The 22,209-nt window shown below is 64.9% G+C and carries 17 protein-coding genes; 10 read left to right on the forward strand and 7 right to left on the reverse strand.

What is annotated here, in order from left to right; translation table 11 throughout:
- Positions 1-83: 83 nt before the first annotated feature.
- From ACP7DW_RS13270 to cphA (ACP7DW_RS13280), 3 genes are all read right to left on the reverse strand, one after another.
- Entirely contained in the window at positions 84-3,227 is a 3,144-nt protein-coding gene (locus tag ACP7DW_RS13270; protein ID WP_426085152.1) for an EAL domain-containing protein, read from the reverse strand.
- A gap of 192 nt (positions 3,228-3,419) precedes the next feature.
- Entirely contained in the window at positions 3,420-5,990 is a 2,571-nt protein-coding gene (gene cphA / locus ACP7DW_RS13275) for a cyanophycin synthetase (RefSeq protein ID WP_426055562.1), read from the reverse strand.
- A 74-nt stretch (positions 5,991-6,064) separates the two neighbouring features.
- Positions 6,065-8,242 carry a cyanophycin synthetase gene (gene cphA, locus ACP7DW_RS13280; RefSeq protein WP_426055561.1) on the reverse strand — a complete coding sequence of 726 codons (2,178 nt, stop codon included), beginning with the start codon at positions 8,240-8,242 and terminating at the stop codon, positions 6,065-6,067.
- A gap of 467 nt (positions 8,243-8,709) precedes the next feature.
- On the opposite strand from cphA (ACP7DW_RS13280), the gene ACP7DW_RS13285 reads away from it, so the two are divergent.
- The 4 genes from ACP7DW_RS13285 to ACP7DW_RS13300 all read left to right on the forward strand — a co-directional run bounded on the left by ACP7DW_RS13285 (position 8,710) and on the right by ACP7DW_RS13300 (position 12,543).
- Positions 8,710-10,992 (forward strand): ABC transporter ATP-binding protein, encoded by a 2,283-nt coding sequence (locus ACP7DW_RS13285; protein WP_426055560.1) that lies wholly within the window; start codon positions 8,710-8,712, stop codon positions 10,990-10,992.
- Positions 10,993-10,994: 2 nt separating this feature from the next.
- Positions 10,995-11,465, forward strand: coding sequence for a DUF1854 domain-containing protein (locus ACP7DW_RS13290; RefSeq protein WP_426055559.1), 471 nt, complete (start codon positions 10,995-10,997; stop codon positions 11,463-11,465).
- 134 nt (positions 11,466-11,599) lie between these two features.
- Positions 11,600-12,076 (forward strand): antitoxin Xre-like helix-turn-helix domain-containing protein, encoded by a 477-nt coding sequence (locus ACP7DW_RS13295; protein WP_233516225.1) that lies wholly within the window; start codon positions 11,600-11,602, stop codon positions 12,074-12,076.
- Positions 12,073-12,543, forward strand: a complete 471-nt coding sequence (locus ACP7DW_RS13300; protein WP_426055558.1) for an RES family NAD+ phosphorylase — start codon at positions 12,073-12,075, stop codon at positions 12,541-12,543. The genes ACP7DW_RS13295 and ACP7DW_RS13300 overlap by 4 nt, the downstream gene beginning before the upstream one ends.
- 7 nt (positions 12,544-12,550) lie before the next feature.
- On the opposite strand, the gene ACP7DW_RS13305 is transcribed toward ACP7DW_RS13300, so the two are convergent.
- Positions 12,551-14,065 carry an AMP nucleosidase gene (locus ACP7DW_RS13305; protein ID WP_426055557.1) on the reverse strand — a complete coding sequence of 505 codons (1,515 nt, stop codon included), beginning with the start codon at positions 14,063-14,065 and terminating at the stop codon, positions 12,551-12,553.
- A 112-nt stretch (positions 14,066-14,177) separates the two neighbouring features.
- Here ACP7DW_RS13305 and ACP7DW_RS13310 point away from each other — a divergent pair, with 112 nt between their 5' ends.
- From ACP7DW_RS13310 to ACP7DW_RS13325, 4 genes are read left to right on the forward strand one after another with little or no spacing between them, the layout of a single operon-like run.
- Positions 14,178-14,777: a TetR/AcrR family transcriptional regulator gene (locus ACP7DW_RS13310; protein ID WP_426055556.1), complete on the forward strand. Its 600-nt coding sequence runs from the start codon at positions 14,178-14,180 to the stop codon at positions 14,775-14,777.
- Positions 14,778-14,791: 14 nt separating this feature from the next.
- On the forward strand, positions 14,792-15,595 hold the full coding sequence (gene map / locus ACP7DW_RS13315; protein ID WP_071076071.1) for a type I methionyl aminopeptidase: 804 nt from the start codon (positions 14,792-14,794) through the stop codon (positions 15,593-15,595).
- 2 nt (positions 15,596-15,597) lie between these two features.
- Entirely contained in the window at positions 15,598-15,996 is a 399-nt protein-coding gene (locus tag ACP7DW_RS13320) for a hypothetical protein (protein WP_426055555.1), read from the forward strand.
- Between the two features lie 56 nt (positions 15,997-16,052).
- Positions 16,053-16,703, forward strand: coding sequence for an FABP family protein (locus ACP7DW_RS13325; protein ID WP_426055554.1), 651 nt, complete (start codon positions 16,053-16,055; stop codon positions 16,701-16,703).
- Here ACP7DW_RS13325 and ACP7DW_RS13330 read toward each other — a convergent pair.
- Positions 16,700-19,162, reverse strand: coding sequence for a hypothetical protein (locus ACP7DW_RS13330; protein ID WP_426055553.1), 2,463 nt, complete (start codon positions 19,160-19,162; stop codon positions 16,700-16,702). The two genes, ACP7DW_RS13325 and ACP7DW_RS13330, sit on opposite strands and share 4 nt — an antisense overlap.
- An 81-nt stretch (positions 19,163-19,243) precedes the next feature.
- Positions 19,244-20,023 carry an AraC family transcriptional regulator gene (locus ACP7DW_RS13335; protein ID WP_426055552.1) on the reverse strand — a complete coding sequence of 260 codons (780 nt, stop codon included), beginning with the start codon at positions 20,021-20,023 and terminating at the stop codon, positions 19,244-19,246.
- Positions 20,024-20,119: 96 nt separating this feature from the next.
- Here ACP7DW_RS13335 and ACP7DW_RS13340 point away from each other — a divergent pair, with 96 nt between their 5' ends.
- The gene (locus ACP7DW_RS13340; protein ID WP_426055551.1) at positions 20,120-21,010 is read left to right on the forward strand and encodes a DMT family transporter; all 891 of its coding nucleotides are present in this window, start codon (positions 20,120-20,122) and stop codon (positions 21,008-21,010) included.
- 37 nt (positions 21,011-21,047) lie between these two features.
- Positions 21,048-21,644 carry an O-methyltransferase gene (locus ACP7DW_RS13345; protein ID WP_426055550.1) on the forward strand — a complete coding sequence of 199 codons (597 nt, stop codon included), beginning with the start codon at positions 21,048-21,050 and terminating at the stop codon, positions 21,642-21,644.
- A gap of 4 nt (positions 21,645-21,648) precedes the next feature.
- Here the strand turns inward: ACP7DW_RS13345 and ACP7DW_RS13350 are convergent, their stop codons facing one another.
- Entirely contained in the window at positions 21,649-22,158 is a 510-nt protein-coding gene (locus ACP7DW_RS13350) for a GAF domain-containing protein (protein ID WP_426055549.1), read from the reverse strand.
- Positions 22,159-22,209: the final 51 nt, after the last annotated feature.

Consider the following 22,209-nt stretch of genomic DNA (forward strand, 5'->3'; position numbering starts at 1 on the left):
ATCCCTGCAGCATTCATGCGCCCTGGCGGCGCACTGCGTGTTGTCGAATCCGCGTGCGCGTTGCGGACGCTCCACAGGAGGTGTCAGGCGGCGCAGCGCGCGTCGCTGTGCGCCAGCCAGGCCATGAAGTGCGCCTGCGGCATGGGGCGGGCAAAGTAATACCCTTGCAATTCATCGCAGCCGGCGTGGCGCAGCACGTCGGCATCGGCCGCGCTTTCCACGCCTTCGGCGGTGACCGTCAAGCCCAGGGTATGACCCAGGCCGATGATGGTTTTCGTCACGGCCAGGTTTTGCGGCGAACCGTGGATGTCCTGCACGAAGCTCATGTCGATCTTCAGCTTGTCGAGCGGGAAGCGGCACAGGTAGTTCAGGCTCGAATAGCCGGTGCCGAAATCGTCGATCGACAGCGCAAACCCCAGCGCCTTGATGGCGTGCAGGGTGGCGATGGTGTCGTCCACATTGTCCATCAGGATCGATTCGGTCAGTTCGAATTCGATCTGTCCCGGCGTGACGGGAAACTCGCGCAGCACCTCGCGCAAGGTGGCCACCAGGGTGCCGCTTTTCAACTGGATGGCCGACAGGTTGATCGACACGGCGATGTCGCCCGCGCCCGACTCGCGCCAGGCCAGCTGCTGGCGGCACGCTTCGCGGATGACCCACGCGCCGATGGCGACGATCAGGCCCGATTCCTCGGCCGCGGGTATGAAGCTGTCGGGCGCGATCAGGCCGTGCTGCGGGTGCTGCCAGCGGATCAGGCTTTCCACGCCATTCAGGCGGCTGCTCTGCGCATCGATGCGCGGCTGGTAGTACAGCACCAGTTCCTGCCGTTCGATGGCGTGGCGCAGATCGCTTTCCAGGTGTAGCTGCTGCAATTGCTGCTCCTGCATCTGCGGCGTGAACATGCGCGCATGGTCGCGTCCCCCGCTCTTGGCCTGGTACATGGCCGCATCGGCGTGGCGCATCAGGGTATCCATGTCGTCGCCGTGGTCCGGATAGACGGCCACGCCCACGCTGCACGAGACATACAGCGCGCTGCCTTCCACCTGGTGCGGCTGGCGCATGGCCGGTATCAATCGCGTGTCGAGCAGCGCGCCGATGGCCTCCGCGTCACCGATGCCGTTGAGGATGATGACGAATTCATCGCCGCCCAGGCGGCTGACGGTGTCGCCTTCGCGCACCAGCTGCAGCAGGCGCTTTGAGACCGATTGCAGCAGCGCGTCGCCCACATGGTGGCCCAGCGCGTCGTTGACGTGCTTGAAGCGGTCCAGGTCGACGAACAGCACACCGACTTTTTCGCCGCTGCGGCGCGCCTGCGCGATGGCGGCCGCCAGGCGCAGTTTCGACACGTGGCGGTTCGCCAGGCCCGTGAGCGCGTCGTGGTGGGCCATGTGCTCGATCTGCCGCTCGCTGGCCTTGCGTTCGCTGATGTCGAGCGAGCTGGCGATGAAATGCGTGGTGACGCCATCGAGGTCGCGCACGGCGTTCATCACCAGCCAGGCGGGATAGCTTTCCAGCGACTTGCGCTGCACCGAGATTTCCCCCTGCCAGTAGCCGCGCCGCGCCAGGGTCTGGCGCAGGCTGTCGAGCTGCTCGGGAGGGTTGTCCGGCGACAGCAGGAAGGCCGGGCGCTTGCCGATCAGCTCCACCATGTCGTACAGCGAATGGCGGCGGAAGGCCTGGTTGACGGTAATGATGCGCATGTCGGCATCCATCACGATCAGGCTTTCGGCCGATGCCTCGAAGACCTTGGCCCACAGTTCCAGGCGCGATTCCATCAGCTTCATCTTGTTGATCGGCGTAAAGGTCGACAGCACGGCGCGCTGGCCCTGGTAGTCGATCAGGCGCGCGGAAATCAAGGCCCAGGTGGGCGTGCCGCCGCCGCTCCAGCACACCTCGAATTCATCGACGGCACCCAGGTCGCTCAAGCGCTGGAAGAAGCGCGAACGGGCCTGCGGATGCATGCCACCCACCCACGGGTCCAGCTCCAGGCTGCCCTGCCACGCGTGCGCGGCCTGGTTCGCGTGCAGCACCTGGTGATGCGGGATCGAGGTGACCATCAGCGGGATGGGAATGGCGTCGACCAGCTGGCGCTGCGCGTCGGCCGCGCTGGCGCGCGCCACCAGGTCCTGCTGCGCCATGCGCTGGAAGTCGAGCTGCTGCAGCATGGTATTGAAGGCGCTGACCAGGCGTCCCGTCTCGTCCTCGCTGTCCCAGATGGCGCGCAGGCTATGGTCGCCCGTTTCGCGCACTTCCTGCGCCACGCGCGCCAGGCGGCGGATCGGCAGGGCGATCTGCCGCGCGACGAAAAACACCAGGCCCAATATCATCACCAGCAGCAGCACGGCCGTGCCGAGGTGCAGCCACATGCGCGTGAAAAAGCCGTCCACGCGCAGCTGGATCAGGCGGTGCAATTCATTTTCCGCCGCGTGCCAGGCCTGCTGCAGGGCCGCGACGGCCGCCGCGTCGTGCCGCAGCAGCGCGGCGTTGCCATCGGCATGGGCCGGCGTGCCGGCCAGCGCCTGGGCGCTGGCGCGAAACTGCGCCACGGCTTGCTGCAGGGCCGCGCGCGACCCGTCCAGGTGCCGGCGCAGCAGCGGCGTGCTGGCCGCGAACGCCTCCGTGTAGTCGCTGCCGATGCCGCCCATGGTGGCGTCCATGCGCCCTTCGAGGATCAGGAACTGCGTCTGCAGGCGCTGGCGCTGCGCGCCTTCGGCTGTCGCCAGCCGCAGGGCCAGGGCGTGCGTGCTGTTGATCACTTCCAGCAGTTCGGGAAAGCGCAGGATCACCAGCGACATGGTGTAGTAGCTGTCCAGGTCCGGGTCGAGGATCAGGTTTGACTGGTTGCCCACGCGCGTGAGCAGTGCGCGTCCGGCCACGAAGGCGGGCGAGGGCGCCAGGCCGTCATGTGCCGCTGGCGTGCCGCCGGCCTGGCGCAGCAGGGTGGCGAATTGCCCGCTCAATTGCGCGCTGCGCATGCCCGCGCCGAACTGGCGCTCGGCCTGCTCGATGGCGGCGGCTTGCGCGTCCGCTTGCGCCGTGCCGCGCGTGACAGGCAGCAGCGCATCGCGGATGGCGGCGATGTAGGCATTGCCCGCCATCTCCTTGCGCGAGAAATCGATGGCGATGTATTTTTCGTTGATGAGGATGCCGGAAATGAAGATGACGGCGGACAGGTCGAGCAAATAGATCAGCGCCAGTTTGCGCCCCACCGTCAATTTCCCGATCATGCGCGAGATTCTGCCCACCATGCGTGCCCCACCTTCTCGTCAGCTCATTTATGTTTTCTTATGAGCAATTTTCATGCCTGAATTTACAAGCTTGCAAGGGGGCTTTTGCACCATGCCGGTGCGTAGGGAGGCGGCGCGCGCCCATGAAAAAGGGCGGCCCGCAGGCCGCCCTCGTGCGCAGTGACGTGGTGCTTACGCTTCGGCGACGCGCCTGGCGATGTGCGCCAGCGCTTCTTCCACCTGGTCGATCAGGATCAGGCACAGATCGCCTTCATTCAAACGCGCCAGGGCCTTGTCGATGGCGACGAATTCGCCGTTGATTTCATCGATATGGCTGGTGCGCTTGGCGCCGTTCAAGCCCTGGCGCAGCAGCGCCACGACTTCGCCGTCGGCGCGGCCGCGCTGGCACTGGTCTTGGTACAGCAGCACGTCGTCGAAGGCGGCGCCGAGGATTTCCGTCTGCTGGCGGATGTCTTCGTCGCGGCGGTCGCCGGCGCCGCTGATGACCACCGAACGGCGCTTGGCCGGCATGCTTTCGACGGCCTGCACCAGCGCCAGGATGGCGTCCGGATTGTGGCCATAGTCGGCGATCAGCGTAGCGCCCTTGTAATCGAACACATTGAAGCGGCCGGGCGCATTGTCGGCTTCATTGGCGAAGGTTTTCAGGCCCAGCGCGATGGTTTTCCAGTCCAGGCCCACGGCCCAGGCGGCGGCCAGCGACGCCATGACGTTGTCGACCTGGAAACCGATGGCGCCGTTGCGCGTGATCGGCACTTGCGACAGGGCGATTTCGTGGCGTTCCGTGCCCTGTGCGGCGACCAGCATGCCGTCTTCCACGTACACCACGCGGTTGCCCTGGGCGCGGTGCGTGGCCATCACGGGATGCGTCTTGTCGGCGGCGAAGAAGGTCACCGTGCCGCTGCAATTTTTGGCCATGCGCGCCACGGCAGGGTCGGTGGCGTTCAGCACGGCCACGCCGCTGTCGGCCACGTTCTGCACGATCACGCGTTTCAGTACCGCCAGGTCTTCCACGGTGGTGATGTAGTTCAGGCCCAGGTGATCTCCGGCGCCGATGTTGGTCACCACGGCGACCTGGCAACGGTCGAAGGCCAGGCCTTCGCGCAGCATGCCGCCGCGCGCCGTTTCGAACACGGCCGCGTCCACGTCCGGGTGCAGCAGCACGTTGCGTGCGCTGCGCGGACCGCTGCAGTCGCCGCTGTCGATCTGGCGTCCTTCGATGTACACGCCATCGGTGTTGGTCATGCCGGTGCGCAGGCCCGAGGTGGTGAGCAGGTGGGCGATCAGGCGCACGGTGGTGGTCTTGCCGTTGGTGCCGGTGACGGCGACGACAGGAATGCGGCCATCGTCGCCCTCGGCGAACATGGCGGCGATGATGGCTTCACCGACGGGGCGTGGCTTGCCGAACGACGGCGCCAGGTGCATGCGCAGGCCCGGTGCGGCGTTCACTTCGACGATGCCGGCGTTCTGCTCTTCCAGCGGTTTCAGTATGCTTTCCGAGACCACGTCCACGCCGCAGATGTCCAGGCCCACCATGTGCGCGGCGGCGACGGCGCGCGCCGCCACTTCCGGGTGCACGTCGACGGTGACGTCGGTGGCCGAGCCACCCGTCGACAGGTTGGCGTTATTGCGCAAAACCACGCGCTGGCCCACGGGCGGCACGGATTCGGCCACATAGCCTTGCTTGGCCAGGCTGGCCAGGGCGATGTCGTCGAAGCGGATTTTCGTCAGCGAGGTGGCGTGGCCGCTGCCGCGGCGCGGGTCCAGGTTGACCTGGTCGACCAGTTCGCGCACCGTGTGCTGGCCGTCGCCCACCACTTGCGGCGGGTCGCGGCGGGCGGCCGCCACCATCTTGTTGCCGATGACGAGCAAGCGGAAATCGTGGCCTGGCAGGTAGCGCTCGACGAGGATATCGTCGCGGAATTCCTGCGCCGCGAGGAAGGCGGCCGTCAGCTGGTCGCGCGTGGTGACGTTGACGGTGACGCCCTTGCCCTGGTTGCCATCCTTCGGTTTCACGACGACGGGCAGGCCGATCTCGCAGGCGGCGGCCCAGGCGTCGTCCGCGTCGATGGCGACACGGCCGTGCGGCACCGGCACGCCGGCCGAATCGAGCAGCTTCTTGGTCAGTTCCTTGTCTTGCGCGATGGCTTCGGCAATGGCGCTGGTGCCGTCCATTTCGGCGGCCTGGATCTTGCGCTGCTTGCTGCCCCAGCCGAACGTCACCAGGCTGCCTTCGGTCAGGCGGCGGAACGGGATGTTGCGCGCCACGGCGGCGTTGACGATGGCGCCGGTGGAGGGGCCGAGGCGCACGTCTTCATCGAGTTCCTGCAGCTGGTGCAGGGCGCCGGCCAGGTCGAACGGTGCATCGTCGAGCGCGGCGCGGCACAGCTGCTGCGCCAGTTCCAGGGCCAGGCGGCCGACGGCTTCTTCCGAGTATTCGACGACGACCTGGAAGATGCCCGTTTCCAGGGTCGGCGTGGTGCGGCTGAAGGTGACGGGGCAGCCGGCTTGCGCCTGCAGGCCCAGCGCCGCCAGTTCCAGCACCTGCGCCATCGGCGCGGCGTTGTAGTTGCCCAGCGGTTGCAGCGGGCTCAGTTGCGGAAAGCGCGCGCGCAGGCGGGCTTCGAAGCCGGGCAACTGGGCGATGTCGAGTTCCTGCGTGGTGCAGGAAACAATGGCTTCCACGGCGGTGTCGTGGCTCCAGAGGTTAGGGCCCCGCAAGGCCCGTACGCGAGATACTTCCATAATTAAACCGTAATCCTGTTGTGTTCTTGTGGGCCCGGCCGTAGCCGGGCTTGAGTGCTGCTTTGCCTGTGCTCTTAGTTGCCGATGCAGCCGGGTGCGGCGTCAAACGTGCGCAAACCCGCGCAAATGAGGTCGACGGGCAGGTTCAAGGCCCAGGCGGCGGCCGCCACGGCCAGCACGCTGTCGACATTGCCGGCCGTGGCCGGTTTCAGCAGGTCCAGGCACAGCAAGACCGTTTCGATGCCGCCTTCGGCCAGCACGATGTGGTTGCCGCGCACGAACACGGCGCGCTGGCCGGCGGCCAGTTGCGCCGCGATGGCCGGCAAGCTGCCATCCTGCGCATACAGGGTCACCGTGCCGTCGCACAGTGCGGCCAGCTCCAGCACGTGGGCGTTGGCGGCGTTGAGCACGGCCACGCCCGTCGGCACCACCACGTCGACCTGGCTACGCACGGCCTTGTACAGGCCCGCTTCGTCGAGCACGTCGAAATCCTTGACGCTCTCTACACTGCCCATGTCGGTGACGATGCCGATCTGGCACTTGTCATAGGCCAGGCCTTCGGCCAGGATCATGCGTGGATTGCTCTCGAACAGGGCCGTCTGCACGGTGCGGTTGAGCAGCAGGCGCTGGCCCGCGTCCCAGTTCACGCAATCGCTGCTGACGACACGGCGCTGGTCGAGGTACATGCCTTCGCTGCAGACGGCGCCCGTGTGCAGGCCCGACAGGTTGAGCAGTTTGCACAGCATGCGCACGATCAGGCTGGCGCCGCGCGTGCCCGTCACGCCGATCAGCGGAATACGGCCCGTTTCCTCGGCGGCGAACAGGTGGTCGACGATGGCCGCGCCGACAGGGCGGGGTTGGCCCACGCCCGGCTTGATGTGCGCCAGCAGGCCGGGACTGGCATTGACTTCGATGATGGCGCCGCGCTGCTCTGCCAAAGGACGCGTGATGTCGGTGGTGACCAGGTCGATGCCGGCGATATCGAGGCCCACGACGCGCGCGGCCAGCAGCGCCGCATGCACGACGGACGGATGCACGTCGTCCGTGACGTCGATGGCCACGTTGCCGTTCGGCTGGATCAGCACTTTCTGGCCGGCCTGCGGCACGGACAGGGCGGTCATGCCCTGGCGCTGCAGTTCGAGGATGATTTCGCCCGATTCGTGCGGCTTGACGGTACCCAATGGAAAATCTTCGCCTTCGCCGCGGCGCGGGTCGGTATTGATCTGCGTGTTGACCAGTTCCAGCACGGTGGAGACGCCGTCGCCGTCGACCCACAAGGATTCGCCCTTGGCGGCCGCGATCAGCTTGTTGCCGACCACCAGCAGGCGGTGTTCGTCGCCCGTGATGAAGCTTTCCACCAGCACGGCCGAGCTGTCGCCCTTGCGCGCGGCCAGTTCGTAGGCTGCTTTCACATCGCTTTCCGTCATCAGGTTGAGCGACACGCCGCGGCCATGGTTGCCGTCATACGGTTTCACGACGACAGGCACGCCGATGTCTTGCGCTTCTTCCCAGGCCGCTTCGGCGCTGCGCACCAGGCTGCCTTCAGGGACGCGCACGCCGCACGATTTGAGCAGGAATTTGGTCAGGTCCTTGTCGCTGGCGATGCCTTCGGCAATCGCGCTGGTGCGGTCCGTTTCGGCCGTCCAGATGCGGCGCTGCGCGGCGCCGTGGCCCAGTTGCACCAGGTTGCCGTCGTTCAGGCGCAGCGAAGGGATGCCGCGCTCGGTGGCCGCATCGACGATGCTGGCCGTGCTCGGGCCCAGGCAGCGCGCATCGACCATGTCGCGCAGGGGCGCCAGGGCCGCTTCCAGGTCGTAGGCTTCATCGTTGATGGCGGCCATCAGCAGTTCGCGCGCGGCGGCCAGGGCGGCGCGGCCCACGTGCTCTTCACGCGTGCGGAAAGCCATCTTGTAGACGCCGCGCTGGCTGGTCGAGCGCGTCTGGCCGAAGCCGGTGCGCATGCCTGCCAGGTTTTGCAATTCCAGCACCACGTGTTCGAGGATGTGCGCCGACCAGGTGCCTTCGCGCAGGCGCTCGAAAAAGCCGCCCCGCTCGCCCACGCCGCAGCGGTGTTCGATCATGCCGGGCAGCCATGCCACCAGACGCTCGTACAGGCCGGGCAGGGTATTGGATGGATAGTCTTCCAGTTCGCCGATGTCGACCCAGGCTTCAATCACCGGGCGATACGTCCAGATGTTGGGGCCGCGCAAGTGGGTGACGCGGGCAAATTCGATGTTCTTCTTCTTGATCATGTAAGTGGTTTCTTGATAACAAGCCAGGCGTCTGGGCGCCAGATACTTTATGGTGGCTCTACAGAGTCTTTTCAGGCTCGTGCTTGGTTCTTTATCCCGGGTATGCGCAGTGTGCCACTTTTAGCGGCCTCCTGTCGCGTTTGCTTCTCGTATTCTGCTGCTGTTGTCATTCTAATTGTTACTAATTGTTGCTGTACTTGTTATAAAGATACCGACTCCGGGCCAAGCTGGAGCATTTGCGCAACAGCGCGCTGTTGTATACTTGTCGCGGGTCGATGGCCGCGCATTTTTTTGCGCCGTTTTGCCATCATTCCTTACCGGCAGGCATCCATTCGATACAATACAGGAAATTGCCACTGGTGCATCTACCTCGCCATCGCGCAGTACACAAACATTGATCGGGCGTCTGCCCCATCCCCCAAATCCCGCCCTGAAGGGCTTGGCCTCGAGCCGGAGTATGCTTTACGATGACAACTGAAACGAGTGTTCCTGCAACAACTATTCCCCTCACCTCGCTGCCGGCGCCGGTAGCAGAAGCCTGGCTGGTGGAGGTGGAGAGCAAGCTTTCTCCAGGGGAGAACGTTTTAAGTAGCGTTGAGGTTGACCTCGATGCGCGATTACGTTTCACAAAAGGCATAATTGTTGTCACCGAGAAGCGTTTGCTGGCCCGTTCACCGGGCGATAGCGACTGGAAAAGCTGGTCTTTCCGCCCTGGATTGCGCCTGGCGCACCACGACCACGCCGGTGTCGGCCACCTGGAACTGTTCGATGACCACGGCCGCCTGGCGGCGTGGCGCTTCACCCTGGGCCAGAACCTGCATGCGATCCGCGTGCTGGAACAGTTCGTCGAGCGCCTCGACAGCCACCTGACGGGCCAGCCCGTGCTGCAAGCGGAGCAGGAAGTGTGTCCGAGTTGCAAGGCGCCTTTGGCGCCGGAGCAGGAAGAGTGCCCGATCTGCGCCAAGGTGCTGTACACGCCGCCATCGACCTGGACCCTGTTCCGCCTGTGGCGCTTCGCCCACCCTTACCGTGGCCAGCTGGCGCTGGGCTTCATGCTGATGCTGCTGAGCACCGCCGCGCACATGATTCCGCCCTACCTGACGGCGCCGCTGATGGACAATGTGCTGATCCCGTATCAAAACGGCAAGCACATCGACCCGTGGCTGGTGGTGTACTACATGAGCGGCCTGCTCGGTTCGGCCCTGCTGGCCTGGCTGCTGGGCTGGGGCAAGACCTATGTGCTGGCCCTGGTGTCCGAACGCATGGGCGCCGATTTGCGTTCGGCCACATATGAACACCTGATGAAGCTGTCGCTGGAATTTTTCGGCGGCAAGCGCACGGGCGACCTGATGTCGCGCATCGGCAGTGGCAGCGACCGCATTTGCGTCTTCCTCTCGCTGCATCTGCTCGATTTCGCCTCCGACGTGCTGATGATCATCATGACGGGCGTGATCCTGTGGTCGATGAACCCGTGGCTGGCCATCATGACCCTGGCGCCGCTGCCCTTCATCGCCTGGATGATCCACCTGGTGCGCGACCGCTTGCGCACGGGCTTTGAAAAGATCGACCGCGTGTGGAGCGAAGTGACCAACGTGCTGGCCGATACGATACCCGGCATTCGCGTGGTGAAGGCATTTGCGCAGGAAAAGCGCGAAGCGGCCCGCTTCCGCGACGCCAATGCGCACAACCTGGCCGTCAACGACAAGTTGAACAAGGTCTGGTCGCTGTTCTCGCCCACCGTCTCGTTCCTGACGGAGATGGGTTTGCTGGTCATCTGGTGCTTCGGCATCTGGCAATTGTCGCGCGGCGAAATCACCGTCGGCGTGCTGACCGCCTTCATCGCCTACAGCACGCGCTTCTATGGCCGCCTCGACTCGATGAGCCGCATCGTCTCCGTGACGCAGAAATCGGCGTCCGCCGCCAAGCGCATCTTCGACATCCTCGACCACGTGTCGAGCGTGCCGGAGCCGGCGCAACCCGTGAAACTGGAGAAGATCGAAGGCAGGATCGATTTGCGCGAAGTCGGTTTCCGCTATGGCAACCGGGCCGTCAACCGCGGCATCACCTTGAACATCAAGGCGGGCGAGATGATTGGCCTGGTGGGGCACAGCGGTTCGGGCAAGAGTACGCTGGTCAACCTGATCTGCCGCTTCTATGACGTGTCGGAAGGGGCGATTTTGCTCGACGGCGTCGATATCCGCTCGTTCGCCGTGTCCGACTACCGCCGCAACATCGGCCTGGTGCTGCAGGAGCCGTTCCTGTTCTTCGGCACCATCGCGGAAAATATCGCCTACGGCAAGCCGCACGCGACGCGCCAGGAGATCATCGCCGCCGCGCGCGCCGCGCATGCCCACGAATTCATCCTGCGCCTGCCGCAAGGCTACGATTCGATGGTGGGCGAGCGGGGCCAGGGCTTGTCCGGCGGCGAACGCCAGCGCATCTCGATCGCCCGCGCGCTGCTGATCGACCCGCGCATCCTGATCATGGATGAAGCGACATCGTCGGTCGATTCGGAAACGGAAAAAGAGATCCAGAAGGCGCTGGACAACCTGGTGCAGGGCCGCACGACGATCGCCATCGCGCACAGGCTGTCGACCTTGCACCGGGCCGACCGCCTGGTGGTGCTGGATCGCGGCCAGGTCGTCGAAGTGGGCAGTCACGATGAACTGATGGCGAAAGAGGGCGCCTATTTCCGCCTCTACGAAGCACAGGCGCGCAACAACGAACTCGCCCTGGATGACAAGGAATAAGCATGGCCAGTACAACTTTTACATTAAGCCGCGACCCCTTCGGCAAGCTGGTGATGACGGCCGACGACGGCCAGGTCTTTGAAGGCGTGGCACCCGTGCGCGCCTTCCCCATCCAGTCGCCCGACGAAGGCATTTCGCTGGTGCTGGGCAATGGCAAGGAAGTGGCGTGGATCGAGCGCCTCGACACCTTGCCGGAGCCGGCGCGCAGCCTGCTGCAGGAAGAGCTGGAAGGGCGCGAATTCATGCCCGAGATCGCGCGCGTGAAAAGCGTTTCCAGCTTCGCCACGCCGTGCACCTGGCATGTCGATACGGACCGGGGCGAGACGCAATTCGTGCTGAAGGGCGAGGAAGACATCCGCCGCATCGGCGCCGCGTCGCTGCTGATCGCCGATAACCACGGCATTCACTTTTTGATACGCGACATGTTCAATATCGACAAGACGACGCGGAAAATTTTGGATCGCTTCCTGTAATAAACACCCTGGAATGCGGTGCAGTGCCGCCGCTCATGCCGTTCAGCTTGCGCTGGGCGGCATTTTTTTTGACCGCGTGCTTTCATTGTGATTTGCCTCATTTGAGCTATACTACCGTCTTAAAGGAGGTGGCTATGGAACGGCACATTGATGCTCCCGTCCCGGCCCAGCAAGCGAGGACGCTGTACGAAGGCATGGCGCTGTACGGTTTCGATACTGATGCGCGCATTGCGCTGATACGGCGAGGCATTCCAGCTTCGACGATCAGCCGCTTGTCCGCGCGCATGGGCATGAGCAAGGAATTTCTGTTGTCCAGCCTGGGGTTGTCGCGCGCCACCATCAGCCGCAAGGAGAAAGACGCCAGCTTGCTGTCGAAGGATGAGTCGGAACGCGTGCTGGGGATTGAAACCCTGATCGGCATGGTGCAGGCGATGGTCGAACAATCGGGCGATCCTGCCGGCTTTGACGCGGCGCGCTGGGTCTCCGATTGGCTGAGCAAGCCGCTGCCTGCGCTGGCGGGCGCAACGCCGGCCAGCTACATGGATACCTTCGAGGGACAAAAACTGGTGGCGGAATTGCTGTCCATGACGCAGAGCGGAGCCTATGCATGAATGTGCTCTGGCGTATTGCCGTCGAGACGCCAGCCTATCCCGCCAGTGACCTGAGCGGCACCGGCGCGAGGATCACGGGCGGCCGCTGGAACAGCAAGGGCGCCCCCATCGTGTATTGCTCGACGAGTATCGCCCTGGCCACCCTGGAAACCGTGCATTACCTGCGCGGTGGCGGCCTGCCGTTCAACCGTTACCTGGTACGTATCGCCATTCCCGATGGCGTATGGAATGCGCGCCAGGTACTCGATCCATTTCCCGGTGGCTGGGACGCCATACCGGCCGGCCTGGCGGGCAAGCGGGCCGGCGATGGCTGGATTGCAGCGGGGAAATCCGCCTTGCTGCTGGTGCCTTCCGTGATCGTGCCCGACGAATACAATGTCTTGCTCAATCCCCGCCATGCCGATGCCGCGGCGGTCACCGCCAGCACCGTCCGGCGGTGGAGCTACGATCCTCGCTTTTTCCCTTGATGCACGCTTACTGAAACGCCACTTCCGCAAAGCTGCGCAATTTGCGGCTGTGCAGCCGGTCCACGCCCTGGCGGCGCAGCAGTTCCACGGCGCGGATGCCGATGCGCAGATGCTGGTCGACCCGTTCGCGGTAGAAGTGGTTGGCCATGCCGGGCAGCTTGATTTCGCCGTGCAGCGGCTTGTCGCTCACGCACAGCAGGGTGCCATACGGCACGCGGAAGCGGAAGCCGTTGGCGGCGATCGTCGCGCTTTCCATGTCCAGCGCGATGGCGCGGCTCTGGCTGAAGCGGCGTTCCGGCGTGCGCTGCGGCAGCAGTTCCCAGTTGCGGTTGTCCGTGCTGGCCACCGTCCCCGTGCGCATGATGTGTTTCAAGTCATGCCCCGTCAGCTGGGTGATTTCCGCCACCGCCGTTTGCAGCGCCTGCTGGATTTCCGCCAGCGGCGGGATCGGCACCCACAGCGGCAAGTCTTCGTCGAGCACGTGGTCTTCGCGCACATACGCATGCGCCAGCACGTAGTCGCCCAGGCTTTGCGTGGTGCGCAGGCCGGCGCAATGACCGAGCATCAGCCAGGCGTGCGGGCGCAGCACGGCGATGTGGTCGGTGATGGTCTTGGCGTTCGCCGGTCCCACGCCGATATTGACCATGGTGATGCCGCTGCCATCGGCGCGCAGCAGGTGGTAGGCGGGCATCTGCGGCAGGCGCGGCGGCGCGGCGCCCAGCGCATCGTCGCTTTCCACGGTCTGGCCGACCCGGCGCGTGACCACGTTGCCCGGTTCGACGAAGGCGATGTAGCCGTCGTCGTCCGAGGGCACGGCAGCATCGGGCGCGCGGTCCATCATGGCGTGGCCCAGGCGGATGAATTCGTCGATGTAGAACTGGTAGTTGGTGAACAGGACGAAGTTCTGGAAATGCTGCGGCGAGGTGCCGCTGTAGTGGCGCAGGCGCTGCAGCGAGTAATCGACGCGCGGTCCCGTGAACAGGGCCAGCGGCTGCGCTTCGCCATGCGCCGGTTCGTGCGTGCCGTTGGCGATGCCGTCGTCCATGGCCGACAGGTCGGGCAGGTCGAACAGGTCGCGCATGGCCAGGCGGCGGCCCGCATCCATATTGCCTTCGATATGGTCATGTTCGGCGAACGAGAAATGCACGGGGATGGGTTGGGCGCTCACGCCCACTTCCAGGTGGACATTCTGGCCGCTGTTATGGTTTTTCAGCAGCAGGGTGAACTGGTCGAGATAATAGTCGCCGAACAGGTCGGGGCGCGTCAGGGTGGTTTCAAATACGCCGGGACCGGCGACAAAGCCGTAGGCCAGCGGCGAGTCGGCGCGCGCCACGGTGTCGGTCTGGATGCGCACGAAGGGGTAGCAGGCGCGCACTCTTTCGTGCATGTCTTCGCCGGCGACAAAGCGCTGCAGCGCATCGCGCAGGTGTTCGATGCTGCTGCGGTAAATGGCTTGCACCTGGGCCAAAGCCAGGCGTGGATCGTCGAAGCGGGAGGAGGCGATGAAGGGGGGCGTAAGCAAGCGGATTCTCCTTGTAGCGGTTCGTGCATACCATTGTAAGGCAGCGCGGCATCTCTTGTCGGTGCATCTGGGGCCGCTTGACGGATTCAAATAGAATCTGTATTCTATTTGAATGGTCAGACTCGCCAAATTCAACGAAAACAACTTCATCGACAGCGCGATTGCCGTCGCCGCCCAGTGCGGCGTGGGTGCCGTGTCGATGGCCGCCATCGCCGTCAAGGCCGGTGCGCCCATCGGTTCCGTGTATCACCGCTTCGACTCGCGCAACGCCATCCTGGCGCGCGCCTGGCTGCGCGTGAAAAGCGACTTCCGCGAGGAAGTGGCCAGCCGCTGGCTCGGCGGCGATACCTGGGCCGGCGTGCACGGCTTGCTGGACTGGTGCCGGCGCAAGCCCGTGTATGCGCGCTTCCTGCTGCAATGCGCGGACAGCCCCGATTTCAGCAGTGGCCTCAGCGAGGACTTGCTGGCCGCGGTGGAAGAGGAGCAGGCGGCGCTCGACGCCTGCTTCGTGCGCTGCGCCGAAGCCATGCCCGCCACCACGCAGCTGGACCTCGATCACATGCTGCTCAAATTCGTGCTGATCGACGCCCCGGTGGCCGTCGTCAAGCCTTACCTGACCCAGGAGCGGCCGATACCGGCCAGCGTCGACGCCATGCTGCGCGCCTCGCACGACGCCGTGCGCGGCTGGGCCTTGCATTCCACATCACATTAACCAAGAAGATATCCATGCGCTATTCCACCCAGCTTGAACACGGCAAGAAAATCCCCCTGCACGACGAAGAAGGCTTCATCGGCATGCGCGCGGCCGGCCGCATCGCCGCCGACACGCTCGACTACATCGCGCCGTTCGTCAAACCCGGCGTCTCGACGGCCAAACTCGACGCCCTGTGCGAAGAATTCATGCGCGCCGCCGGCGCCATCCCCGGCACCATCGACTACCACGGCTACAAGCACGCCAGCTGCATCTCCGTCAATCACGTGGTCACGCACGGCATCCCGTCGGAAACGAAAATCCTGAAAGTGGGCGACATCCTGAACATCGACGTGACGCCGAAGTTCCAGGGCTGGTTTGGCGACACCAGCCGCACCTTCAAGGTGGGCGCCGTCTCCATCCTCGCCAACCGCCTCGTCAACACGGCGTATGACGCCATGATGGCCGGCATCCACACCGTGCGCCCGGGCGCCACTTTGGGCGACGTGGGCGCCGCCATCGAGGCGGTGGCCAAGGCGCAGGGTTTTTCTTCCGTGCGCGACTTCTGCGGCCATGGCGTGGGCCAGGTCTTCCACGACACGCCGCAAGTGCTGCACTATGGCCGCGCCGGCACGGGCATCGTGCTCGAACCGGGCATGATTTTCACGATCGAACCGATGCTTAACGTGGGCAGCTACCAGGTCAAGGTCTTGCCCGACAAATGGACGACGGTGACGAAAGACCGCTCGCTGTCGGCGCAGTTCGAGCACTCGCTGGCCGTGACGGAAACGGGCTTTGAAATCTTCACCCTGACCGGTTCGACCGATCCGCTGGTCTGACGATGGATAGCGCCAGCCTGACGCAGCGCCTGCTGAACCAGCACCGGCACGACGCCGAGGACGCGCTGCAGCAGGTGGCGCTGGCCGTGCTGCAGCAGGAAGGCATCCGCGACGACAGCGTGCTGCGTGCCGCGCGCATCGCGGCCCTGGCGCCGCCCGTCGCTGGCGTGGTGACGCTGGCCGAGTGGCTGGCCTACGTGGACTGGGAAGGCTTTGACAGCGCGCTGTACGCGAACATCGGGGCGGTGGCGGGGCTGATCGCCGATGACTTGCTGCTGCCCGAGGTGGCCGCCAACCTGCTGCAAACGCGCGACGCAGCCGTGTTCGAGGCGCAGCGCCCCGCGCTGGCCCAGGCCTTGATCTCGCTCATCGAACGCCACATCGCGCTCTTTCCGATATAGCGGCCTGCGTCTTACAATGGCGGCAAGCACTGTTGCCCCATTTTGAAGACTTCCGCATGAGCGATTTTCCCGACGATATCTACACCGAGCCGTCCGCCGACGTGCACACCCTGAACAACCTGGGCCCCTTGACCGGCATGGCCGGCATCTGGACGGGCACGCGCGGCCTGGACGTCAAGCCGAAAGCCGACGGTCCGCGCAAGCAGGCTTTCGTCGAGCGCATCGAACTGCAGCCGATCGACCCCGTCACCAACGGCCCGCAACTGTTCTACGGCTTGCGCTACTACATCCACATCACCAAGCCCGACCAGGTCAAAACGTATCATGAACAGGTCGGTTACTGGCTGTGGGAGCCGGCCACGGGCGCCGTGATCCAGACCCTGGCCATCCCGCGCGGCCAGATCGCCATGGCGTCGGGCACGACAACGGCGGACGCCACCAGTTTCGAACTGGTGGCCCAGCGCGATTCGACGGCCTACGGCATCTGCTCGAACCCCTTCCTCGAACACGCGTTCACCACCGTCGAATACCGCATCAAGGTCGATATCCACGCCGACGGCACCTGGGGCTACGACGAGGACACGGTCATGCTGATCCGCGGCAAGGACGAACCGTTCCACCACACGGACCGCAACCTGCTGACAAAAATCGCCGAGCCGACGCCGAACCCGATGGCCTTGCAGGCGCTGGCGGCAGCCGCCGCCTAAGGCTGTCCCTGCGCGACGGCCTTGACGGCGCGTTCCTCGCCCATGGCGGCGGCGATCTTCCAGCGCTGCATGGCGCTGGCGCGGTCCGGGCTTTTCAAGCCAGCGCCTTCCCAGTCCATCAAGCCCAGGTTATAGATGTCGCCCGCGCTGCCCTTGTCGGCGGCCAGGGTGAACCATTTGCGCGCTTCCTTGTGGTTGACGGGGATCTGGTAGCCGCGCACGTGGTACAGGCCCAGCAAGTGCATGGCTTGCGCATTGCCCTTGTTGGCCGCCTGTTTCAGCAAGTCGAGTCCGCGCGCCATCTTGCGCGGCTCTTGCCAGCCTTCGGCCAGCATCACGCCCTTCGCCGTCAGCGCATAGCTGTCGTTTTTCAGCAAGCCCTTGCCGACCAGGGGCTTGGCGGCCACCTGGCGCGCTGCGCGCTGCTGCGCCGTTGGCGCGGTGGCGGGGCCGGGTTTGCCTTCGCCCATCAGCAGCATCCAGCCATATAGCCCATACGCGCCGGCGTCGCCCTTGCCGACCAGGCTTTCCAGCATGGCCAGTGCCTGCACCTTGTCGCCATTTTCGTACAACTTGACGGCCTTGGTGCTGCTCGCGTCCTGCGGCACGGCGGCCGGCGCATGGGGCGCGACGGGCGCCGAGGCCATGGCCGTGTGCTGCGGCGGGGCAGCGGGGCGCATGCGCACGGGCAAGCCATAGCTGGCGGCCAGCACGGCCAGGCTGGCCGGGGCGAGGACCAGCACTTGCGCCAGCTGGTTGCGGCGACCCTTGCCGGCGATGCGCATGGCGCGTTCGGCTTGCTGCTCGCCGCCCAGCGCCTCGCTCAGCACGGCTTTGACCTTGCGGTTGAACAGCCAGTAGCCGGCGCTCGTGACGAGCAGGCCGGCGACGGCGGCGGCCCCGCGTCCGGCGAAGAACCAGGTGGCGACGGCGGCGGCCAGCGCGGCCAGCGCGCTTTTCCACCAGAATTGCTTGGCCAGCCGCGTGTAGACCTGGCGCAAGGCACCGAGCACGCAGGTGCGCACGTTCTGCGCGTATTCGGCGGAGACGACATCGACGTGCGCGTGGTCCGCGTCGCCGCCGAGGACAGACTCGATCACGTCCGCATTCAGTTCCGAGGCGGCCACGTCGCGCAGCGGCGTCAACAGCCCTTGCACATGGGCCGAGAACAGGCCGTCGTCGGCGCTGCCGGCCAGCGCGTCGCTGAGCGCCTTAAGGTCGCCGCGCAGCAGCTTTTCCACGATGTCGTCCAGGGTCAGCCAGCGCAAGTCGGTGCCGTACGCCACCAGGTGGTGCTTTTCGGCGTTGCACGATGCGTCCAGGCGCACGATGCGCAGCTTGCCGCCATACAGGGCGTCGACTTCCTGCGGCTGGTCTTCATTGTAAATGCTCACTTTTGCCAGGGCCAGGCTGCTGGCAATGGCCGCCAGTGAGTGCACGCTCTCCTTGTCGCGGATGCGGCGTGCGTCGTCGGGCGCCTGCTTGGGCAGGCTGACGCTGTAGCCGGGCGCCACGTGCACATCGACCCAGGCCGCCTTGCCCACCTTGCCGGAACCGTCGCAGGGGTTGCAGCGCAAGTCGCCCACGCCGCTGCAGGTACGGCAGGTGACACTGCCGCTGGCGCGGCAAGTGCCGCAATTGATGTTGCCGGAACCGTGGCAGCTGTTGCACGTGACCTTGCCGTAGCTGCAATGGTAGCAATTGCGATGCTCGGTGCGGTATTGCGTGCGCGTTTCGCTGTGGTAGCTGGTGTGCGAGCTGCCGTTGCTGTAGGTGGTCGTGGGCACCTGCACCGTGACGTAATCGGTGACTTGCTCGGCGACCGAGCCGCTGCCGCTGCAATACGAGCATGACACCTTGCCGCTGCCGTAGCAGCCATACGCGTCACAGCTGACGGTGCGCCCGCCATGGCAGCTCCAGCACGTTTCCGTGGTCAAGCCGTGGCAGGTGTGGCAGCTGATGCGGCCTTTTCCATGACAGTTGTTGCAGGTGTCCAGGTGCCAGTACTTGACGGCGTGCGGCAGGTAGACGCCCGCCTCGATCCCATTGTAGGCCTGGCCCGCCTGGCGCAAGGCATTGTCGAGCTTGCCCGCCGCGCGGCGCAGGCGTTCCTTCTCCTGCGCGTGAGCGAGCGCTCCCACCTCATGCGAGCCACAGCGGCAGTCATTGCCCGCCGGCGTGAAGTAGCCATTGATGACGCGCTGTTCGAAGCGCGCTTCGAGCGCGTAGTTCGCCTGCAGCGAAAAATCCTGCAAGGCATCTTCCTCGCCCAGCGGCGTGATGTCCTGCGGCTCGAAGCGCGTCTTGTCCTGCACCAGCGTGCGCAGCTTGCCCAGCACGGTGGGGATGTCTTCCTTGTCGAGGCGGATGGGCGCTGGCGCCGTCACGGTCGTCTCCGTCACCTGCGGCGCATCGTCGCTGCCTGGGGTGTCACGGGCCGTCTCGGTGCTGGGGTTCATGCGCGTCCTTTTGCTCTCTGGAAAGATGTTTGGATTTTAGCATCCCAATATGACAAACCATGACAAAGCGGACCGGCTTTTTCAGCGCAGGCCGCGGCGGAACTGGTCCGGCGTGCCGCCGCTCTGGCGGCGAAACATGGCGATGAAGGCCGAGGCCGTGCTGTAGCCCAGTTCCAGCGCGATCGCCTGCACGGTGTCGCCTTGTTCCAGCAGCGGCAGGGCCGCCAGGAAGCGCTGGCGCTGGCGCCATTCGCCGAATGGCATGCCCAGTTCGCGCTGGCAGCGGCGCGCCAGCGTGCGTTCGGTTACATGCAATTGCGCGGCCCACTCGGCCAGTGAGCGGTTACTCCCCGGCTCCGCCTGCAGGGCGGCCAGCAGCGCCGCGATGACGGGCTCGTCGCTGCCAGGCAGGTAGTTGCGGCTGCACGGCGCCAGCTGCAACTGGTCGACCAGCACTTGCGCCAGGCGCTGGTCGGCCAGGGTGGCGGGCGTGGTGACGCCCCGACCGGCGAAGTCACCGAGTATGGCTTTGAGCAAGGGACTCAATACCAGCGCGCACGGTTGCGCCGGCAGCCGGTCGCACAGGCTGGCGTCGATGTAGGCCGAGTGAAACACGACATCCTGGCGGATATAGCCGTCGTGCAAGGTCTCGGGCGGTATCCACACGGCGTACTGGGGTGGCGACAGGTAGCGCTGGCCCGCCACCATGATTTCCATCACGCCCGTGGAGCAATACGTGAGCTGGCCCCAGGGATGGCTCTGGTAATCGAACTGCTGGTGCGCGTGATAATCGTCGAGGCGAAAGTACACGGGGTAGGGCAGGGTGTCGGAAACGGCGGGGAAATGCTGGTTGCTGGCCATCTTGTCCTGTTCTTCGCATCGTTTGTCCGGTTTTCATTATATCCATGGAATCGGACCATGCGAAAATGGCCGTCATTGAATAGTGGAGTTACTTGCATGAAAGCCAAGCATTATCTGTTTCCCGTAATTGCCGTGCTGATCTGGGCGATCAATACCATCGTCAGCAAGATGGCTGTCGGCGTGATCGACCCGGCCGCCATCTCGTTCTACCGCTGGCTGCTGGCCGGCGTGCTGCTGGCGTTCGTGTTTGCCCGCCCCGTCTGGAAGCAGCGTGCCGTGGTGCAGCCGTATCTGGGCAAACTGTTTGTGCTGGGCATGCTGGGCATGGTCATGTACCAGTGCCTGGCCTACATCGCCGCGCAGACGACGACGGCCACCAACATGGGCATCCTGGCGTCGATGATGCCGTTGCTGGCCGTGGGCCTGTCCGTACTGGTGTTGAAAGAGGCGCCCACCGTGGGCGGCGTGTTCGGCGGCATCGTGTCCTTGCTGGGACTCGGCTATCTGCTCAGCCATGGTGACCCGGCCGCGCTGCTCGCCCATGGCGCGGCCGTGGGCGACGCCCTGATGCTGCTCGCTTGCCTGTCGTATGCGGCTTACGGCGTGCTGCTCAAGCGCTGGAAGATGCCCATGAATAACTGGCATTCCTTGCTGATCCAGGTCTGGTGCGCCGTGCCCGTGCTGTTCGTGTATTACCTGAGCCAGTCCGCGCCGCCCGTCACCGGCGCCGGCTTGCCGCTGGTGCTGTTTGCCGGCATTCCCGCCTCGATCATCGCGCCGTTTTTGTGGATGCATGGCCTGGCCAAGCTGGGCCCCAGCCGCGCGACCACCTTGATGAATCTGCTGCCCGTGTTCACGGTGATCATCGCCATGCTGTTCCTGGGTGAAACCTTGCACAGCTACGATGTGATCGGTGGCGGCGTGACGCTGCTGGGCGTGCTGATGGTGCAAACCCTGAAACGTCCATTGAGGCGCGCATCAGCGTAGTATTTTTGCTATGCTGGTATTTTGCAAAGGAGCCATCATGGCAAGCGCCGATACCATCGATACCCTGCTGGACGAACTGGAAGCGTTCGGTCTGGCCAATGATGCTGAACATGCCGAGCGCGCCAGCCGCATGCTCAACATTACCCGCGACACGGGCGAGTTGCTGGCCGTGCTGGTGCATGCGCGCGGCGCGCGTCGGGTGCTGGAAATCGGCACCTCGAACGGCTATTCCACCCTGTGGCTGGCGCGCGCGGCGCGCTCGCTGGGCGGCAGCGTGGTGACGGTGGAAAAGGCGCAGGACAAGTTCGACATGGCGCATGCCAACTTTGTGCGCGCGCAACTGCAGGGCGTGATCGGCCAGCTGCTGGCGGACGCGGGCGACGTGCTGCGTGATGCGGCGGACGGCGCCTACGATTTTATCTTCCTCGATTCCGCGCGCCAGCAATACGCCCTATGGTGGCCGCAGCTGGACCGCGCGCTGGCGGCCGGCGGCGTGCTGGTGGTCGACAACGCCAGTTCGCACTACGCGGACATGGCGCAGTTTATCGAGGCCATCCGCGCCGATAGCCGCTACACGACGTGCCTGGCGACGGTCGGCAAGGGCGAATTCATCGCCGTCAAGTCCGGCAACTGAGTCATTACTCTGCGACGATAGCCGCTTCGAGCACGCGCACCAGCGATTCGACGCCTTGCGCGTCGACCTCGTCGAAGCGGCCGACCAGGGGACTATCGAGGTCGAACACGCCGATGATCTGGCCCTGCGCAAAGACGGGCACCACCAGTTCCGAGCGGGAATTGACGTCGCAGGCGATGTGGCCGGGAAACGCATGGACATCGTGCACGACGATGGACTTGCCTTCGACCACGGTGGTGCCGCACACGCCGCGTCCCTTCTTGATGCGGATGCAGGCCGGCTTGCCCTGGAACGGCCCCAGCACCAGTTCCTCGCCTTTCAGGAAATAAAAGCCGGCCCAGTTCAGGCCCGGCATGGTGTGGAAGACCAGCGAGCTGAAGTTGGCTGTATTGGCGATGAAGTCGCTCTCGCCCGACAGCAAGCCTTGCAGCTGCGAGCGCAGGTCCGCATACATGGCTTGCTTGGCGGCGGGGGTATCGGTGCCGTAGGCGGCGTCGTTGAGGGAAAACGTCATGGTCGTGGTGGCGCGCAAAATGGGGAAGGCGTCATGGTAGCGCGTCTGGCC

It is taken from the genome of Janthinobacterium sp. PSRC1-1, assembly GCF_049897525.1.
In the GTDB taxonomy this organism is placed as follows: Bacteria; Pseudomonadota; Gammaproteobacteria; order Burkholderiales; family Burkholderiaceae_D; genus Janthinobacterium; species Janthinobacterium tructae.

What these genes read in the sequence shown, in the direction of transcription:
- ACP7DW_RS13290 (WP_426055559.1), top strand. Translation starts at nt 10,995, where the DNA reads ATGGCCAGTACAACTTTTACATTAAGCCGCGACCCCTTCGGCAAGCTG.
- ACP7DW_RS13325 (WP_426055554.1), top strand. Translation starts at nt 16,053, where the DNA reads ATGAGCGATTTTCCCGACGATATCTACACCGAGCCGTCCGCCGACGTG.
- cphA (WP_426055562.1), bottom strand. Translation starts at nt 5,990, where the DNA reads ATGGAAGTATCTCGCGTACGGGCCTTGCGGGGCCCTAACCTCTGGAGC.
- ACP7DW_RS13320 (WP_426055555.1), top strand. Translation starts at nt 15,598, where the DNA reads ATGGATAGCGCCAGCCTGACGCAGCGCCTGCTGAACCAGCACCGGCAC.
- map (WP_071076071.1), top strand. Translation starts at nt 14,792, where the DNA reads ATGCGCTATTCCACCCAGCTTGAACACGGCAAGAAAATCCCCCTGCAC.
- ACP7DW_RS13310 (WP_426055556.1), top strand. Translation starts at nt 14,178, where the DNA reads ATGGTCAGACTCGCCAAATTCAACGAAAACAACTTCATCGACAGCGCG.
- ACP7DW_RS13335 (WP_426055552.1), bottom strand. Translation starts at nt 20,023, where the DNA reads ATGGCCAGCAACCAGCATTTCCCCGCCGTTTCCGACACCCTGCCCTAC.
- ACP7DW_RS13350 (WP_426055549.1), bottom strand. Translation starts at nt 22,158, where the DNA reads ATGACGTTTTCCCTCAACGACGCCGCCTACGGCACCGATACCCCCGCC.
- ACP7DW_RS13345 (WP_426055550.1), top strand. Translation starts at nt 21,048, where the DNA reads ATGGCAAGCGCCGATACCATCGATACCCTGCTGGACGAACTGGAAGCG.
- ACP7DW_RS13340 (WP_426055551.1), top strand. Translation starts at nt 20,120, where the DNA reads ATGAAAGCCAAGCATTATCTGTTTCCCGTAATTGCCGTGCTGATCTGG.
- cphA (WP_426055561.1), bottom strand. Translation starts at nt 8,242, where the DNA reads ATGATCAAGAAGAAGAACATCGAATTTGCCCGCGTCACCCACTTGCGC.
- ACP7DW_RS13285 (WP_426055560.1), top strand. Translation starts at nt 8,710, where the DNA reads ATGACAACTGAAACGAGTGTTCCTGCAACAACTATTCCCCTCACCTCG.
- ACP7DW_RS13270 (WP_426085152.1), bottom strand. Translation starts at nt 3,227, where the DNA reads ATGATCGGGAAATTGACGGTGGGGCGCAAACTGGCGCTGATCTATTTG.
- ACP7DW_RS13300 (WP_426055558.1), top strand. Translation starts at nt 12,073, where the DNA reads ATGAATGTGCTCTGGCGTATTGCCGTCGAGACGCCAGCCTATCCCGCC.
- ACP7DW_RS13295 (WP_233516225.1), top strand. Translation starts at nt 11,600, where the DNA reads ATGGAACGGCACATTGATGCTCCCGTCCCGGCCCAGCAAGCGAGGACG.
- ACP7DW_RS13330 (WP_426055553.1), bottom strand. Translation starts at nt 19,162, where the DNA reads ATGAACCCCAGCACCGAGACGGCCCGTGACACCCCAGGCAGCGACGAT.